General features: G+C 30.4%; 15 protein-coding genes. 10 read left to right on the forward strand and 5 right to left on the reverse strand.

Annotation, left to right across the window (positions count from 1 at the left end; all coding sequences use genetic code 11):
• The first annotated feature begins 33 nt into the window (after nucleotides 1-33).
• From F1564_RS04075 to F1564_RS04100, 6 genes are all read left to right on the forward strand, one after another.
• Nucleotides 34-1,350 (forward strand): hydroxymethylglutaryl-CoA reductase, degradative, encoded by a 1,317-nt coding sequence (locus tag F1564_RS04075; RefSeq protein WP_018450211.1) that lies wholly within the window; start codon nucleotides 34-36, stop codon nucleotides 1,348-1,350.
• Between the two features lie 86 nt (nucleotides 1,351-1,436).
• The gene (gene gltX, locus F1564_RS04080) at nucleotides 1,437-2,957 is read left to right on the forward strand and encodes a glutamate--tRNA ligase (protein ID WP_018450210.1); all 1,521 of its coding nucleotides are present in this window, start codon (nucleotides 1,437-1,439) and stop codon (nucleotides 2,955-2,957) included.
• Between the two features lie 167 nt (nucleotides 2,958-3,124).
• Complete coding sequence (locus tag F1564_RS04085; protein ID WP_018450209.1) at nucleotides 3,125-3,619, forward strand: hypothetical protein; 495 nt, start codon at nucleotides 3,125-3,127, stop codon at nucleotides 3,617-3,619.
• A gap of 28 nt (nucleotides 3,620-3,647) precedes the next feature.
• Nucleotides 3,648-4,223: a hypothetical protein gene (locus F1564_RS04090; RefSeq protein WP_018450208.1), complete on the forward strand. Its 576-nt coding sequence runs from the start codon at nucleotides 3,648-3,650 to the stop codon at nucleotides 4,221-4,223.
• A 394-nt stretch (nucleotides 4,224-4,617) separates the two neighbouring features.
• Nucleotides 4,618-5,730: a 23S rRNA (adenine(2503)-C(2))-methyltransferase RlmN gene (gene rlmN, locus F1564_RS04095; RefSeq protein WP_083917094.1), complete on the forward strand. Its 1,113-nt coding sequence runs from the start codon at nucleotides 4,618-4,620 to the stop codon at nucleotides 5,728-5,730.
• A 99-nt stretch (nucleotides 5,731-5,829) separates the two neighbouring features.
• Nucleotides 5,830-7,875 (forward strand): transglycosylase domain-containing protein, encoded by a 2,046-nt coding sequence (locus F1564_RS04100; protein WP_018450206.1) that lies wholly within the window; start codon nucleotides 5,830-5,832, stop codon nucleotides 7,873-7,875.
• Nucleotides 7,876-7,976: 101 nt separating this feature from the next.
• Here F1564_RS04100 and F1564_RS04105 read toward each other — a convergent pair whose 3' ends face one another.
• The 3 genes from F1564_RS04105 to F1564_RS04115 form a co-directional block, all read right to left on the reverse strand.
• Complete coding sequence (locus tag F1564_RS04105; protein WP_018450205.1) at nucleotides 7,977-9,359, reverse strand: NCS2 family permease; 1,383 nt, start codon at nucleotides 9,357-9,359, stop codon at nucleotides 7,977-7,979.
• 45 nt (nucleotides 9,360-9,404) lie between these two features.
• Nucleotides 9,405-10,757, reverse strand: coding sequence for a hemolysin family protein (locus tag F1564_RS04110; RefSeq protein ID WP_018450204.1), 1,353 nt, complete (start codon nucleotides 10,755-10,757; stop codon nucleotides 9,405-9,407).
• A gap of 152 nt (nucleotides 10,758-10,909) precedes the next feature.
• Complete coding sequence (locus F1564_RS04115; RefSeq protein ID WP_018450203.1) at nucleotides 10,910-11,236, reverse strand: PTS lactose/cellobiose transporter subunit IIA; 327 nt, start codon at nucleotides 11,234-11,236, stop codon at nucleotides 10,910-10,912.
• Between the two features lie 400 nt (nucleotides 11,237-11,636).
• Here F1564_RS04115 and pnp point away from each other — a divergent pair, with 400 nt between their 5' ends.
• The 4 genes from pnp to F1564_RS04135 all read left to right on the forward strand — a co-directional run bounded on the left by pnp (nucleotide 11,637) and on the right by F1564_RS04135 (nucleotide 16,112).
• Nucleotides 11,637-13,736, forward strand: coding sequence for a polyribonucleotide nucleotidyltransferase (pnp, locus tag F1564_RS04120; RefSeq protein WP_018450202.1), 2,100 nt, complete (start codon nucleotides 11,637-11,639; stop codon nucleotides 13,734-13,736).
• A gap of 266 nt (nucleotides 13,737-14,002) precedes the next feature.
• A complete protein-coding gene (pgsA, locus tag F1564_RS04125) occupies nucleotides 14,003-14,551 on the forward strand; it encodes a CDP-diacylglycerol--glycerol-3-phosphate 3-phosphatidyltransferase (RefSeq protein WP_026231219.1) in 549 nt (182 codons plus the stop codon).
• A gap of 40 nt (nucleotides 14,552-14,591) precedes the next feature.
• Nucleotides 14,592-14,861 (forward strand): YggT family protein, encoded by a 270-nt coding sequence (locus F1564_RS04130; protein ID WP_018450200.1) that lies wholly within the window; start codon nucleotides 14,592-14,594, stop codon nucleotides 14,859-14,861.
• A 114-nt stretch (nucleotides 14,862-14,975) separates the two neighbouring features.
• Entirely contained in the window at nucleotides 14,976-16,112 is a 1,137-nt protein-coding gene (locus F1564_RS04135; RefSeq protein WP_018450199.1) for a S1C family serine protease, read from the forward strand.
• Nucleotides 16,113-16,204: 92 nt separating this feature from the next.
• Here the strand turns inward: F1564_RS04135 and bioB are convergent, their stop codons facing one another.
• Entirely contained in the window at nucleotides 16,205-17,221 is a 1,017-nt protein-coding gene (bioB, locus tag F1564_RS04140; protein ID WP_018450198.1) for a biotin synthase BioB, read from the reverse strand.
• Between the two features lie 112 nt (nucleotides 17,222-17,333).
• Nucleotides 17,334-17,909: a biotin transporter BioY gene (locus tag F1564_RS04145; RefSeq protein WP_018450197.1), complete on the reverse strand. Its 576-nt coding sequence runs from the start codon at nucleotides 17,907-17,909 to the stop codon at nucleotides 17,334-17,336.
• Between the last annotated feature and the right edge of the window lie 251 nt (nucleotides 17,910-18,160).

Genomic DNA, 18,160 nt, shown 5'->3' on the forward strand with positions numbered 1-18,160 from the left:
ATAAACTCAAAACGGAAGGAACTGATTTTAAATATGAAAAAAGAAAATCAAAAAAAATTAAACTGGCTTGGATTTCAAAAAAAAGAGCGGATTGAAAGAATACAGATGTTAAAAGCCAATGACTTTTTAAATGATGAATTTGAACAAATTCTGAAAAAAAATGAAAACTTACCACTAGAAACTGCAAATCAGATGGCTGAAAATGGAATTGGAACATTTGCCTTGCCATTCAGCATTGCTCCAAACTTTGTTATTGACGGGAAAGATTATGCTGTGCCAATGGTTACGGAAGAGCCTTCTGTTGTGGCTGGTTGCAGCTATGCGGCTAAAATTATTGCAAAATCTGGTGGTTTTACAACAGAGATTTTAGATAGGAAAATGATTGGGCAAGTCGCATTGTATGATATTTTGGACTTTGAAAATGCTGTTTCGGTGATTTTGGAAAATAAAAATGAGATTTTGAAAATTGCAAATGATGCTCATCCTTCTATTGTGGCACGTGGCGGTGGTGCAATTAATATTGAGGTGAAAAATATTGATGAATTTTTGATTGTTTATTTGATTGCCGATGTGAAGGAGGCTATGGGAGCAAATATCTTGAATACAATGCTTGAGGCAATAAAAATACCGCTTGAAAATATTACAAACGGAAAAAGCCTAATGGCAATTTTATCAAATTATGCAACTGAATCTCTTGTAAAAGCCCAATGTGAAGTAAATGTAAAGCTTCTTAGCACCTCAATGGAAACATCTATTGAAACTGCCAAAAAAATTGAACTTGCAAGCAAATTTGCAAAACTTGACATTTACCGTGCCACAACCCATAACAAAGGAATTTTTAATGGAATTGATGCTGTGGTAATCGCTACTGGAAACGATTGGCGTGCAATTGAAGCTGGTGGAAATGCCTTTGCCGTGAAAAATGGAAAATACGAAGGTCTTACAACTTGGACTTTTGATGAAAGCACAAATAAATTAAGAGGGGAGCTTATCCTCCCTATGCCAATTGCAAGTGTAGGTGGCTCAATAGGGCTAAATCCAAGTGTAAAAGCTGCATTTAATATTTTGAGAAATCCCAGTGCGAAAACTTTGGCAAGTATTATCACTTCTGTTGGTCTTGCTCAGAATTTTGCCGCAATAAAGGCACTTGTTACAACTGGAATACAGCATGGACATATGAAATTGCAAGCTCGTTCCTTAGCACTTTTTGCTGGTGCGAAAGGAAGAGAAGTTGATATTGTTGTAGAAAGGCTTTTGGAAAGCGGAAAAAGTATTAATTTGGAAAACGTGGGGAAAATTTTGGAAGAAATAAAAATTAAAAAAGAAAATTTTAACATATTATTACCTTAGATTTTATACAATAGTTGTTGCACAATAACTCATTTTATTATATAATATAAAAAGAATAACAAATAGATAGGAGAAAAAAAGAAAAAATGTCAAATAATGATAACAAAAGAGTAAGAGTTAGAATAGCACCATCTCCAACTGGAGATCCACATGTGGGAACTGCCTATATTGGTCTTTTTAATTATGTATTTGCAAAACATAATGGCGGAGATTTTTTATTGAGAATTGAAGATACAGATAGAACTAGATTTTCTAAGGATTCGGAACAGCAAATTTTTGATGCGATGAAATGGCTAGGGCTTAATTATGATGAAGGTCCAGACGTTGGTGGGGATAGAGGTCCTTACAGACAGTCTGAAAGATTTGAAATATATAAAGAATATGCTGAAAAATTGGTAGAAAAAGGTGAGGCATATTACTGTTTTTGTACACCTGAAAGATTGCAAAAATTGAGAGAAAGACAAACTGCGATGAAACAAGCACCTGGATATGACGGTCATTGTAGAAACCTTTCTAAAGAGGAAGTTGAAGCTAAATTGGCTGCAGGAGAACCTTATACAATTAGATTGAAAATGCCTTATGAAGGGGAAACAATTGTAAATGATGGTTTAAGAGGAGAAATTAGATTTGAGAATAGTAAAATTGATGACCAAGTATTGTTAAAATCTGATGGATTCCCTACTTATCATTTGGCAAATATTGTGGATGACCATTTGATGGGAATTACACATGTTATTAGAGCTGAAGAATGGATTTCGTCTACGCCTAAACATATTCAATTGTACAAAGCGTTTGGTTGGGATGAGCCAAAATGGTATCACATGCCACTTTTGAGAAATGCGGATAAAACTAAAATTTCTAAGAGAAAAAATCCAGTTTCATTGAATTATTACCAAGAAGAAGGATATTTGAAGGAAGGGATTTTAAATTTCTTGGCTTTAATGGGATGGAGCTTTGGAGAAAACAAAGAAATTTTTACAATTGAAGAAATGATTGAAAACTTTTCATTTGATAAAATCTCGCTTGGAGGCCCTGTATTTGACTTGGTTAAATTAGGTTGGGTGAATAATCATCATATGAGATTGAAAGATTTAGACGAATTGACTAAATTAGCGATTCCATATTTCGTGAAAGCTGGATATTATGCTAATGAAAACTTGTCTGATGACGAATTTGCTAAATTGAGAAGAATTGTAGAAATTTCAAGAGAGGGAGCACATACTTTGAAAGAATTGCCTGAAATTTCATCAATTTACTTTGAAGATGAGTTTGAATTGCCAGTTGTTGAAGAAGGAATGAACAAAAAAGCAAGAAAATCTGTTGAAAAACTGAGAAATTCATTGGAAACAGAAGTTGGTAAAAAATCTATCGAATTATTTGTAGAAAAAATTAATGCTTTAAATGAAGAAATCTCTGAAGAAGAAGCAAAAGAAATTTTACACGGATTGCAAGATGAACTAGGGGAAGGACCAGCAGCAGTATTAATGCCACTTAGAGCAGTTGTTACTGGAAAAGCTAGAGGAGCGGACTTGTATACTGTAATTGCAATTATTGGAAAAGAGAGAACTTTGAAGAGAGTTCAAAATACTTTGGAAAAAATTAAATAGTTTTTTTGAAAATAATTATAACTTTAGGATATTGAAAAGAAAAAAGAAATTTGAAGATTTGAGTTCGGATTTCTTTTTTATTAGGAATTTCTTATTTAAATTTTCATTTCTTATGTAGTATACTTGTATCGAATCAATTTTAAAAATAATTTATTAGGAGTGATTAAATGAAAAAAATTTTATTATTTATGGTGATGTTATTTTCAGCAACTGTATTTGCAGGAACTGTTAATGTGAAAGTTACAAATAAAATCAATTTTGGGATTTCTCCAAAAGAATTGAGAAATATTGTGAAAAGTGAGCCGTTATCAAATTCACATGATGATGGAAGTTATGCTGTTTATTATTATGCAAACGTAGAGGATCCGTTAGGTGTAAAAAGACAATTTAACAGTTTTGCCTTTTCTGAAAATAAGCTGTATTCGACAATTTTTGATTCGGCTACAACAGATGAGGAACATGCGAAAATAATTGAAACTTATAAAAAAAATATAAGTAAGATTTCTAAAGAAAAGATGAGTATAAAAGAACGTAAAGGAGCTTTACTATTATATAATTCAAAAAAAATAATTGAAATATATAGAGTAATAGATCACACATTTATAAATGTTGCTCTTTATAGTGCCGGGAAATTAAATAGTAGTTTGAAAAATTATGAATAAATACAAACAATGAAAGCGAGTGATTAAAATGTTAAAAAAAGTAGGAATAGCTATGTTAATTGCAGCAAGTTTAGGAATTGCAGCAAATACATCAAAAACGAATAAAGTTCAAAAAACAGTTAAAGAAAGTAATCAGGTAAATACAAAATTAAATAGCGAGGATAAAGAAGCAGTTAATACGGCAATAAACTTTATGAACGAATATATAGAAATTAGAGATCCTGATGAGCTTGATAAATGGCTTGCAAAAGCTCCAATTACAGAAAAATTTAGAAAAGAATACCGAAGAAGAGAAAAATATATAGAATTAAGTGAAAAAGCACTTGAAGGAAAATTATCTCCTGCTGATGAGAAATTTTTAAAAGAAAATGATGATATTAATTATGATTATGATGCTTTATTAGGATCAGGAATAATGGATATAAGAGAAGAAAGTGGATTTCAATTGAAAAAATATGATTCTAAGTCTAAAACAGTTTATTTAAAAGATAAATACGAGGAAGAATTTGTCGTTAATGGTACGAAAAATTATCAAGGTGGAACAGAAATAACATTAAAACTTGTAAAACAAAATGGAAAATGGTTAATTGATGAATCAAAATAAATCAGAAAAAAATAAATGAGATAGTGAAATAATATATTCATTAAAATAAAAATAGGGATTACTGTAATTTAAAGAAATCTCTATTATTTTTTTGTGTAAGTTTTTATAATTGAAATAGTTTTTTAAAATTATGTATGGTATAATGAATGCAAGACAGTAAATTTAAAAATATAAAGAGAAATTAATAAAGAATGGAGGGGTCTGGTATATATACTAAATTATGCCTGTAGAAGAATAATATTATTTTTTTTAGCAAAATCAATGGTTATATATAATTTTAAAATAAGTTTAAATATAATGTAAAATAATGATGTAATATTTTCCAAAAATATGGTATGATATAGGCAATTAAAACTCAAGAGATAAAAGGAGGAAATTGAAAAGAACAGAGAATATGGAGAGAAGTAATAGTGAAATGATGGACGGAAATGTGAAAAGTATAGATACAATTGAAAAGATTGATATTTTAGGAATGAGTTTGGAAAGTTTGCAGGAAAAATTTGTTGAGATAGGGCTTAAAAAATTTAATGCTAGTCAAGTATTTGACTGGTTGCATAATAAACTGGTGTTTGATTTTGATGAGTTTTCTAATATTTCTAAAAAGGATAGGGAAATTTTGAAAAAAAGATTTTATGTAGCAAAACTTGAGTTTAAGACACATCAGGTTTCAGAAGATGGAGATACTGAAAAATTTTTGTTTGAGCTGAAAGATAAAAGACTGATTGAAAGTGTTCTTATTTCTCATAAAAATCGGCATACGCTTTGTGTTTCGTCGCAAATTGGCTGCCTTATTGGATGTGATTTTTGTGCAACGGCGACAATGACTTATGAAAGAAATTTGTCAATTTCTGAAATTTTATTGCAATATTATTATGTACAAAAACATTTGCTGCAACGTGGAGAAAAGCTGGGTAATGTGGTTTATATGGGAATGGGAGAGCCATTTTTGAATTATGATGCGGTTCTTGGATCTATTAATATGTTAAATTCTCCGAAAGGGCAAAATTTTTCAAAAAGAAATTTTACGATTTCTACAAGTGGGATTGTAAATGGGATAAAAAGATTTACGGAAAATGAAAATCAGATAAATCTGGCTATTTCATTACATTCTGTAAGGGACGATGTGAGAAGTGAAATTATGCCGATTAATAAGAGGTGGGGAGTAAAACAGCTAAAGGAGGCACTTTTAGATTATCAAAAGCAAACTAAAAATCGGATTACATTTGAGTATATCTTGATTGATGACTTGAACTGTGAGCCTGAAGATGCGAGAGAATTAGCTGGATTTTTAAATTCGTTCTCGTGCCTTGTTAATTTAATTCCGTATAATCCTGTTGGCGGAAAACCGTACAAAACTCCTTCAAAACAAAAACAAAGAGAATTTTATAAATTATTAAAAGATAAAAATGTTAATGTAACATTGCGTGAAACTAAAGGGCAGGATATTGCGGCAGCTTGTGGACAGCTAAAGGCAAAAAAACAGATGGATTCTTCTCAAAATGTTTAGATAAATTGAGAAATGGATGTTATAGCAATTTAGTTGAAGATTTTTGAAAAAATAAAAAAATTTAAATAAATATTGTAGCAGTTACGAAAAGAGGTAGTAATGAAAAAGAATAATAAAAAAGTAAAAGTGGAAAAACCTAGGAAAAAATTTAGCTTACTCTCGTTTTTTTTCAAAGTTTTTTTATTTCTGTTTGTGATTGGAATTGGAGCTGGGGCATATTTGGTGTATACAGTGAGCAAGGAAACGCCTGTTGATTTGATAGATGGCTATGCTCCTGTATCACCTTCGGTAATTTATGATATAAACGGGAATCAAATTGACACTATAATGGTTCAAAATCGTGCGCCGATAGGGATAGGAGAAATTCCTCAGCATGTTCAAGATGCTTTCTTAGCGATAGAAGATAGAAAGTTTAGAACTCATCACGGATTTGACTTTGTGAGAACAGCAAGAGCGGCTTTTTTGACACTTACAGGAAGACGTCGTGAAGGTGGAAGTACAATTACGCAGCAGCTTGCAAAAAATGCCTTTTTATCGCCTGAACAGACAATGACAAGAAAAATTAAGGAAGCGATTTTGGCGATAGAAATTGAAAGAAAATATACAAAAGATGAAATTCTGGAAAATTATTTGAATACGATTTATTTTGGACAAGGGGCTTATGGAATAAAAAATGCTGCAATAAAGTATTTTAATAAGCAGCCAAAACAGCTAACTATTGCACAAGCAGCTATTTTAGCCAGTCTTCCAAAGTCGCCAACAAAATATTCAAAGATAGAAAACGCATTGGAACGGCAAAAAATTGTGCTTAATCAAATGAGAAATTATGGATTTATAACAGATGAAGAGTATAATGAGGCGATTAATGAAAAAATTAAATTTGTAAGTGGCAATATAAAAAGCCGTAATGAAGAAGAACAAATTTCGACTTCAAATGTTGCTCCTGAATTTACGACAGTTGTGTTAAGTGAAGTAAGAAAAATACTGAAAATACCTGAAGAAGATCAAAAATTCTTGTTTGATGGATATAAAATTTACGCAACAGTCGATTTAGATTTACAAAGAGCGGCTTATACAGCATTTAATAATAACTATAACTTAAAAAGTCGTGCGAACTTAAATGGTGCCTTATTTTCGATTGATCCAAGTAATGGATTTGTAAAAGCGATGGTTGGAGGAAAAAATTATAAAAAAGGTAACTTTAACCGTGCAATGAGTTCATTAAGACAGCCAGGGTCATCCTTTAAGCCAGTGGTTTATCTTGCCGCATTGCAGAAAAATATGGCAATGAATAGCGTTATGGAAGATTCTCCAGTAAAAATTGGAAATTGGAGCCCAAAAAATTATGATGGAGTTTACAGGGACAGCATGACGCTTGCTAAAGCATTGGAAATTTCAAATAATGTGATACCAGTAAAATTACTGCAATATGTAGGGATTAATTCAGCTGAAAAAATATGGCGTAATGCTGGAATTGTTGGTGGAGATTTTCCAAAAAATTATACATTGGCACTTGGTTCAATTTCTACAAGACCAGTAGACATGGCAATGTTTTATGCGGCACTTGCAAATGGAGGTTATCAAGTACAACCTCAGTACATCTACAAAATTGAAAATAAGTATGGAGAAGTTATTTATGAAGCAAAACCTAAAATGAAAAAGGTATACGATTCTAAGGATGTTGCAATACTGACTTATATGCTTGAAAATGCTGTAAATTATGGGACTGGTCAGCCGGCTAAAGTATTTAAAGATGGAAAATTAATTCCAATGGCTGGAAAAACAGGAACAACTTCAGATTATGTTTCAGCATGGTTTACAGGATATACGCCAACTCTTGCGACAGTTGTTTATGTTGGAAATGATGATAATAAGTCGATGGGGCCTGGAATGACAGGAGGAGCTGCAGCTGCACCAATTTGGAAGAATTATATGCAGGCAGTAGTTGATTTACCAAATTATAATGTCGGAGTTTTTGAATTTATAGATGATTATATTACGAGAAAAGATCTGACAACAAGAGATATTGATCTTCAAATAGGATTGCTTGATAAGGATGGAGTGAATAAACGGACAGCATTGTTCAAAGTGGGAACCGAACCAGTTGAATATGAAAATAAGTTTAGAAGAGGAGTCACTTTTTAAAAAAAGAAAATCGAAGTAGAAGGCAATAAAAAATATGATTTCAATTACAAATTAATATACAAGAAATCATATTTTTTTATTATAAACTTTATAAGTTTCAATTATGACATAAATAACAGTTTAACTATAAATAATCCTCCTAAAATAATCATTATCCATGAAATAGGTCTTCTATCTTCTCTTTTTGAAAATAGATTATAAAATAAATTTATTAATACATAAGATAAAATTCCTAATGTTAGTCCATCACCAATACTGTAAGTCAAAGCCATTGCTGTAATTGTAATAAATGAAGGAAGTCCTTCTAAAATATCATGTAAATCTATATTTTTAATTGAGATTAGCATTAAATAACCAACGTAAATTAAAGCTGGAGCTGTGGCACATCCTGGTATTGAAATAAATATTGGTGAGAAAAACATTGATATTAAAAATAAAACTCCTGTTGTAATGGCTGTCCATCCTGTTCTTCCACCTGCGATAACTCCTGTTGAGCTTTCTACATAAGTTGTAACTGTTGAAACTCCAAGTGCGGCACCAGCTGTAGTCGCAATTGCATCCGCCATTAAGGCTCGTCCTACGTTTGGCACATTTCCGTTTTCATCCAGCATATCTGCTTTTGAGCATACCCCTATCAATGTTCCGACAGTATCAAAAAAATCTACAAATAAAAATGTACAAACTATGACAAATAAATTTCCAAATATTTTAAAATCCGTAAATAAGTTAAAGTCCAATTTTCCCATAACAGGCATCATCGATTCGTATTTAAAAATACCAGATGGCAGATAAATCCCTAATTCTTTTGCATGTGCAGGATTTATAAGAGCATACCCCCAAGCTAGAAGGGAACTAAGAACGATTCCATAAAGAATCGAGCCACGTACGTTTTTTTTATCTAAAATAGCTATTAAAAATAATCCAATAAAGGAAATAATAACCGCTGGAGAAAAATGTCCCATGCTAACTTTTGTAGCTTCATTTAAAACAATCAGTCCACTTCCTGAAAAACCTACAAATGCGATAAATACCCCAATTCCACCAGTAACAGCATGTTTCATATTTTCTGGAATGGAATTTACTACAGCTTCACGAACTTTAAAAAGTGTTAAAAATATAAATATAATTCCTTCACAGAATACAGCAGTCAGAGCAGTTTGCCAGCTGATGCCGCCTTTTAATACAACTGTAAATGCGAAAAATGCGTTTAATCCCATACCTGAGGCAAGAGCGAAAGGCAAGTTTGCGATAAGTCCCATAAGAAAACAGCCTATTGCAGCTGAAAAACAAGTTGCTGTAACTAATGCACCTGCATTCATTCCTGTTTTTGATAAAATATTTGGATTTACAGCTATTATGTATGCCATTGTAAGAAAAGTTGTAATTCCTGCCATAATTTCCTTTTTCATATTGACATTTTCATTTGCCAGAAGCGGAAAAATTCGTTTTAATCCCCTTGTTTTTTGAATATTAGCTGTATTCATTTTGATTAATCAACTCCATTTCTATTTTTTATTTATTTTAATATTTTATTCATCTTCATTTTCTTTATTTTTTATTTTTTCTTCTTCCAATTTTTCCTTGTCAAATGTCATAACTACTTTTTCAATTTTTTTATTTCGGACTCGTTGTGGCTTGAATATTACTCCGTTAATTGTAATTGGTTCAATATTTTCGTTATCTTCTGGAATATATCCAAGATTTTCAATTAAAATACCACTTAAAGTATCATAATATTTAGATTCAAGTTCAAAGTGAAAGTTATCATTTAAGTCATTTAGTGAAATTTCCCCGCTAACTAGGTACTTATTTTTTGAGATTTGATGAATTGATAAATCCTCATCATCGAACTCATCATCAATATTCCCCATAACTTCTTCAATTAGATCTTCAAGTGTAACAATCCCTGAAAATCCTCCATATTCATCAATTAATATAGCAATGTGCTTTTTTTCAAGTTGCATTTCATTAAAAAGATTATTTACATTTTTAGTTTCAGGAACAAAATACGCTTCTTGAACCAAATCAGATACTTTTATATTGTCAAATCCTTTTTTATAGGCTTCCATCATCAAATCTTTTGTTAGCAGAATTCCAATGATATTGTCAGCTTCATTTTCATAAACAGGAATACGTGAATATTTTCCAATTTCCTTGTTTTCAAAAAGTTCATGAATTGAAATATTTTTATCAATTAAAAATACCTTTGTTCTCGGGATCATTATTTCACGTGCGATTTTTTCATCAAATTCAATAATATTTTCAATCATCTCCTGTTCAGTTTCATTAATAACTCCATGTTCTTTTCCAACTTCCACAAGTGAACGTAATTCTTCTTTTGATACTTTCTCTTCAATATTATCTTCTTTCATTCTCAAAACTGTAAGCACCAAATTTGTAGAAAATGTCAAAAATTTTACAAATGGAGAAAATATTCTTGAAATAAAAACAATAACCCCAACTGATGATAGTCCAATATTTTCTGAATTTCTAAGTGCGATTCTTTTTGGAATCAATTCTCCAAAAACTAGCGTAATATATGATAGTATAAAGGTTATTAAAATCATTGAAATTTGATTGCTATATGGAATATTCAGAGGTTTTAAGGTATTTGAAAGATACTGTGATAGTCCAGTTGCCGCTGATGCTGATGCAAAAAAACTTGCTAGTGTAATTCCGACTTGAATAGTAGATAAAAATTTGCTCGGTTCTTTTAGTAGATTATCAAGTAAAATTGCCTTTTTATTTCCCTCTTCAATTAATATTTTTAATTTATTTTTATTTAACGAAACAATCGCCATTTCCGCACTGGAAAAGAAAGCGTTAATTCCTGTTAAAATTATTATTATTACAATTTGTAATAATAAACTGCCCTCAGACATTTATTTTTCCTCCTAATTTTTTTAAACTTACGAATATTATAACATATTTTTAAAAAATTTAAAAATTGATTTTGGAATTTTGAATTTAACTTTAAAAAAAATTTTCCTTCTGATTCTAATCTATTTTTTTGTTATTCTAAATTATTTCTTACCTATTTTTGTGCCAGTCTTTTATAAATGTCAATAAATTCCTTTGCCAATTCCTTAAATAAAATTGCTGTCATCAGATGATCCTGAGAATGAACCATAATTAAGCCAACATCAAGTTTTTCTCCTCCAGCTTCTCTAACGATAAGATCTGTCTGTAATTCGTGAGCCTTCAACATTTCTTCAGTTGCCTGTTTCATAAGTTCTTCTGCTTCATCAAATTTTCCTTCTTTTGCCACACTCATAGCTTGATAAGCCAGACTCTTAGTTTCACCTGCATATCCAATTAATGTCATTGCAATCATCTCAACATCTAATATTTTTTTAGTCATAATGATACCTCCTAAACTTATTTTTATTTTATATTTCATCTAAATTTTATACTAATTTTTTTTTATTTTGTTATATGCTCAAATCTATTTAAAGGATTAACCTAAATCAAAAAAAATTTGGATTCAAGCAGAAAGGATATAATCTTGCAGTATAATTTTTAACAAAATTTACTATAACATACGTTTATAAATATGTCAATTTTTCAGATTTTATTCTATCTTATTTTTTAAAAAATTTGTAAAAATTTAGAAAAAATGGTATAATTATAGAAATTTTAAGAAGGTATTTTGAGTAAGTAATTGTAAAGTTTTTTATTAATTTAAATTGTAAATGTGAGTGAATAAAGAATTTTACTATTATTTGCTCCCTTCTTAAAAAAATAAATTTTTAGGAGGAAAAATGTTTGATGAAAAGACTTATGGTTTTAATTTAGGAAACCAGCAAATTAAAATAAGTACTGGAAAGATTGCACGTCAGGCTGGGGGATCAGTTATTGTGCAATGTGGGGGAACTGTGCTTTTAGTTACAGCAACTAGAAGTAAGGATGTCAAGGAAGGACAGGATTTTTTTCCGCTTACAGTTGACTATATTGAGAAATTTTACGCATCTGGAAAATTTCCAGGAGGATTTATAAAAAGGGAAACTAAGCCAGGAACTGATGAAATCCTGATTTCAAGATTGGTTGACAGACCGATTAGACCGTTATTTCCAGAAGGATTTTTAAATGCAGTTCATATTGTAATTACGGTACTTTCCTATGATGAGGTGAACTATCCTGAAAATCTGGCTACAATTGGAGTTTCTTCTGCGTTAGGATTATCAGATATTCCGTTTGCGGGAACTGTGGCTGGAGTTACAGTTGGATATATTAATGGAGAATATATTTTGAATCCAACTGGAGATCAGCTTTTGGAAAGTGAAATCCAATTATCAGTTGCAGGTACAAAAGATGCTGTAACAATGGTAGAAGCTGGAGCTAAAGAAGTTTCTGAAGAAGTAATGCTAGAAGCTATTATGTTTGGACATGAAAAGATTAAGGAAATTTGTGAAGAGCAGGATAAATTTTTGGCACAATTTGACGTACAAAAATATGAATTTGAGAAAAAAGAAGTAGAGACTGAAATTAAAGAGTTTATTGACAGCTTTGAAAATGAAATTGAAAATGCGATTATGACACCTGGTAAATTGGAAAAATATGAAGCAATTGACAATTTGGAAATAGAACTTTTTGAAAAATATATTGAAAAACTTGAAAGCGAAGAAAGAGAAATTGACGAAAATCTTGAAAAGGAATTTAAAAAATATTACAGAGATGTGGAAAAAAGACTTGTCAGAAATGCTATTTTGTATAAGCAATATCGTGCTGATGGAAGAAAAACTACTGAAATCCGTCCAATTGATGTGGAAATAGACACACTTCCAGTACCGCACGGTTCAGCATTATTTACACGTGGAGAAACTCAGGCATTGGTTGTTGCAACACTTGGAAGTAAAGAAGATGAACAAATTATTGATGGAATGGAAGATGAAACACGTAAAAAATTCTTCTTGCATTATAATTTTCCGCCATATTCAGTTGGAGAAGCTGGGTTCATGAGAGCACCTGGAAGACGTGAACTAGGACATGGAAATTTAGCTGAAAGAGCATTAAAGCATGTTATGCCAGACCAAGATAAATTCCCGTATACAGTAAGGCTTGTTTCTGAAATTACAGAATCTAACGGATCTTCATCACAAGCAACAATTTGTGGAGGATCGCTTGCATTAATGGCAGCTGGAGTACCTATAAAATCAACAGTTGCAGGAATTGCAATGGGGCTTATAAAAGAAGGGGACACATTTACTGTACTTACTGATATTCAAGGACTTGAAGATCATCTGGGAGATATGGACTTTAAAGTTGCAGGTACAAAAGATGGAATTACTGCTATTCAAATGGATATAAAAATTGAAGGAATTACAAGAGAAATAATGGAAATTGCTTTAAAACAAGCATTGGAAGGAAGAATGTTCATTATTGATAAAATGGAAGCTGTAATAAGCGAACCTAGAGCTGAAGTTTCTGAAAATGCACCGAAAATTGAAGTTATCAAAATTAATCCAGATAAGATTGCAGGACTTATTGGACCTGGAGGAAAAGTTATTAGAGCGATTATTGATGAAACTGGAGTTTCAATAGATATTGATGATGATGGAACTGTTTCAATTTTTGGAAAAGAGTCTGAAAATATGAAAAAAGCATTGGAACTTGTAAAAAATCAAACACAATCTGTTGAGTTAAATGGAATTTATGAAGGAAAAGTTACAAAATTGATGAAATTTGGTGCATTTGTGGAAGTATTGCCAGGAAAGGAAGGGCTTTTGCATATTTCAGAAATAAGCAATAAGAGAGTTGAAAAGACTGAAGATGCACTAAAAGAAGGGCAGATTGTAAGAGTTAAATTAATCTCAATGGAAAATGAAGATAAATTCAATTTAAGTATAAAGGCATTGTTATAATAGATTTGATTATATGTAATTAAAATAAATATTCTGCTGCAAGGAGATTCAACCTTGTCAAAATAATTAAATATTAAAAAAAGTAAAAATAATAAATTTAGGCAATTGTCGAAGTAAAAAATATAAAGATTGAATGATAGCAGTATTTATAATCACAAGGGGTTTTGACCCCTTGTCAGAAACATAAAAAATACAATGCTTGTCGTAATTTTTAGAATTTTACAAATGACTAAAAATAATTATAGAGGAGTGTGGAAGTGATGAAAATGAATTTACCTAACAAATTAGCAACGTTGAGAATCATTTTGGTTATTCCGTTTGTGATTTTCTTAAGTTTAGCTTTGGAATTTTCAGAAAATACGGGGATTAGTATAATGTTAAGAATACTTGCAACGATTATTTTCGTAGGAGCGGCAATCACAGATTATTATGATGGAAAAATTGCAAGAAAATATAATATGATTACAAATTTAGGAAAACTTTTAGATCCATTGGCTGATAAAATTCTTGTTATTTCAGCCTTAGTCACACTTGCAAAGTTTAATCAAATTAGTTTGTGGTTTGTAATAATTATAATATTTAGGGAATTGCTAATAACAGGACTTCGTTCAATTGTAGCGGCTGAAGGAACTGTAATTGCGGCAGAAAGTCTTGGAAAATGGAAAACTGCAACTCAAATGGTGTCACTTACGTTAATAATTTTGATACCTTTCAGTTTTACAATAAATAATATTTTGTTACTTATTCCGCTAATATTGACAGTAATTTCGGGAATTGAATATATCGTAAAATGTAAAAATATCTTGAATAAATAAAAAAATAAAAAAGACCTTTTAAAGTTTTGGAGGTAAAATTTTGGATATTATTATAGAATTAATATTAAAAGTATTGGATTTATATGCTCTTCTTATTTTAGTAAATATTTTGGGAACATGGATTGATCCATATAATCAAATAATAATTTTTCAATGGATAAGAAAAATTACAGAGCCGTATTTGAGAATATTTAGGATAGTAATTCCGATTGGGAATATGAATTTTGATGTTTCGGCTATTTTGGGACTTATGGTTATAGAAATGATAAGGGCAATATTTATAAGAACTGCTTCATTAGGTATGCTTTAAAATCTAAGGATAAAAAAAAAGAGAATATTATTTTTTCTAAGAAAAGGGGAGTAAAATAATTGACATTAAATATTAAAAAAAATATAAATTTTACAAAAAAGGAGACCTTAAAATATGAAATTAAAAAAAATTATAACTACATCATTTATGGCAGCCGCCCTTACAGCCACTGCTGCAGTAAATAAGACAGATTTTTTACAAAATAAGCAAATTGTTCAAAATACAAATGTTACAGGAGATATGTATAGTGCTCAAGATGCATTTGCTTCTGTTTATGATAAAGCTAAAGACTCTGTTGTAAATATAAGAACAAAAAAGACAATTGTTGTAGAAACTTATAATCCGCTTGAGGCATTTTTGTTCGGAACTTCTGGAGTAAGACAACAAAGACGTGAATCTGGAAGTTTGGGATCAGGATTTATAATTTCAAGTGACGGATATATGATGACAAATAATCACGTTATTGAGGGTGCTGATGAAATTTACGTAAAATTAGCTGATGGACATGAATATTTGGCAAAATTAGTTGGAACATCGCCTGAAGTTGATATTGCTATTTTAAAGGTAAATGCCAACAGAACATTTAAACCGTTAAAATTTGCAAATTCAGATAATATAAAAATAGGACATTGGGCAATTGCATTTGGAAATCCGTTAGGACTTAATAGTTCGATGACTGTTGGTGTAATTGGAGCTTCTGGAAGAAGTTCACTTGGAATTGAGCAAGTTGAAAATTTTATCCAAACAGATGCTTCTATTAATCAAGGGAATAGTGGTGGACCACTTCTTAACATCAATGGAGATGTAATTGGTGTAAATACTGCAATTTATTCTCCAAATGGTGGAAGTGTAGGATTAAGTTTTGCAATTCCTTCAAACTTGGCTGAAAATGTAAGAGATTCAATCATAAAAAGTGGAAAATATGAACGTCCATATATTGGAATTTCAGTACTTGATTTAAGCTCAGAATTGAAAAAAGAAAGAAGAATTTCTTATTCAACTGGTATTTTAGTGCAACAAGTTTATCCAAATTCACCAGCAGCAAAATATGGACTTAAAGTTAATGACATAATTCTTGAAATCAATGGAAAACCTGTGACATCAGCTGGATCATTTATTGGGGAACTTGCAGCTAAGAAAATTGGGGAAACAGTTAATTTAAAAGTTGCATCAAATGGAAAAGAAAAAAATATTTCAATGAAGCTGGAATCATTTAGTTATCAACAACAAACAAGACAGCAAAGAAGATAAAAAAAATAATTTAAATCAAAATCTAAAAAAAAGGGCTTTCTCGAAAATCTTGAGATAGCCTTTTTTCTTTTTATTTATTTTCTAGAAAATCTTTAAATTTTATACCCTAATTCTATTATCATAGTTTTATCTTTTTCTATTGTTGTTCCTACAGTTGTTAAGAAATTTCCTGTAAGGGCGGAATTGATTCCACATTTTAAGCCAGTTTTTACATAATTTCCTAGTTTAATTCTTCCTCCAGCATATCTTAAATGAGTTTTGGGCATAATAAAACGATAAATAGATATAGTCTTTAAAATTTCTAATGGTTCTAATGCTTCATTATTTTCAAATGGAGTTCCAGGAATTGGAGTTAAAATATTTATCGGAACAGAATTAACTTTCAATGTTTTTAAATCAAATGCCATATCAATTCTATCTTCAATAGTTTCTCCTAAACCAAATATTCCTCCACTGCAAACGTTTAATCCGATTGCTTTTGCATTTTTTATCGTATTAACTCTATCATCATAAGTATGAGATGTGCAGACATTAGGATAAAATCTTCTTGATGTTTCTAAATTATGATGATACATTGAAATACCTGCATCAGCCAATTTTTGTAATGCTTCTTTTGTACAGATACCATGAGAGGCACAAAGACTTAATTTATTAGTGTGTTCTCGCATAAATTCATAAATTTCAGCTAATTTATTCAATTCTTTTTCATTTCCATTAAATCCTCTATCGCTTGTTACGAGTGAAAATCTATGAGCGCCTTGATTTTCATTTCTTTTGGCTTCGCAAAGTGCTGTTTCTTTTGAAATAAGACCGTAGACATTTACTGCTGTTTTAAAATGAGTTGACTGTGCACAGAATTTGCAATTTTCAGAGCATTTCCCAGATTTTGCATTAATAATAGTGCATAAATCAAAATTTTCTCCACAGAATTTTTCTCTAATTTGATTTGCTGCTTCAAAAAGCAAGTTTAAAGTTTCGATATCATCATTAGGAATTTTTGATAAAAAGATTGCTTCTTCATAAGTTATATCATATTTTTCATTTATAATTTTATTTTTTAAATGCGATATAAACTTAACTAGTTCAATTTGATTATTATTTTTTAACATTTCTTTTTTCCTTTCTTTGCGTTCAAAAAATTGTGTTAAGTAAAAATATGGTAATTAAATAAAAGATCTCCTAAAAATTGCTTTAAAGGAGATTCTTTGTTTAACAAATAATTTAATTTTTATTTTTTTTAATAAATTTCCATAATCTTGGAAATAAAAGAGTTGCCGCAACTACTTTTAGCATATCTCCAGGAATAAAAGGAAGCACACCAGCCATAAATACATTTTTGATAGGCACAAATAACATCAATACTAATGCACCTAATATAAAAATAATGACACTTACAAGTAATAGTGAAAGAAATGTCTTCACATAAGATTTTGCAATACCTTTATCGAATAAAAATCCTAAAATTAATGCAGCTGCAATATATCCTAAAATATATCCTCCTGTTGGAGAAAATAAGGAACCTGCTTTAAATCCAGCGAAAATAGGAGCCCCGAAACTACCTGCCACAACATAGGAAAGTACAGTTGCTGTTCCCAATTTTCTACCATATAACAATGCTATTAACATTACTCCAAATGATCCTAGTGAAATAGGTACAGGAGTAAAATAAAGCGGTATTATAAGCTGAGACATTATTGATAAAAATATAACTCCGCTCAATACAAAAAAAATACTTTTAAAAAATTCTTTTTCCTTTGTTTTTATTTTTATGACATCATTTAAAATATTTTGTTTCATAAAAATACCTCCACTATTTTTAATTTTATAGTATTATAACACCTGTTATATAAAAAGTCAATAAAATTTTATGATAGATGTTTAAACATTTAAGAAAATTAGGGGAACGGTATTGCATAAAATGGAAAAGAAAAAAATATTTCAATAAAGCTGGAATCATTTAGTTACAAAAAGGAAACAAGACAGCGAAGAAGAAAAAAATAATTTAAATCAAAAGCTATAAAAAATGGCTTTCTCAAAAATCTTGAAAT

Origin of the sequence: Leptotrichia shahii, assembly GCF_008327825.1 — a bacterium.
GTDB classification, from domain to species: Bacteria; Fusobacteriota; Fusobacteriia; order Fusobacteriales; family Leptotrichiaceae; genus Leptotrichia; species Leptotrichia shahii.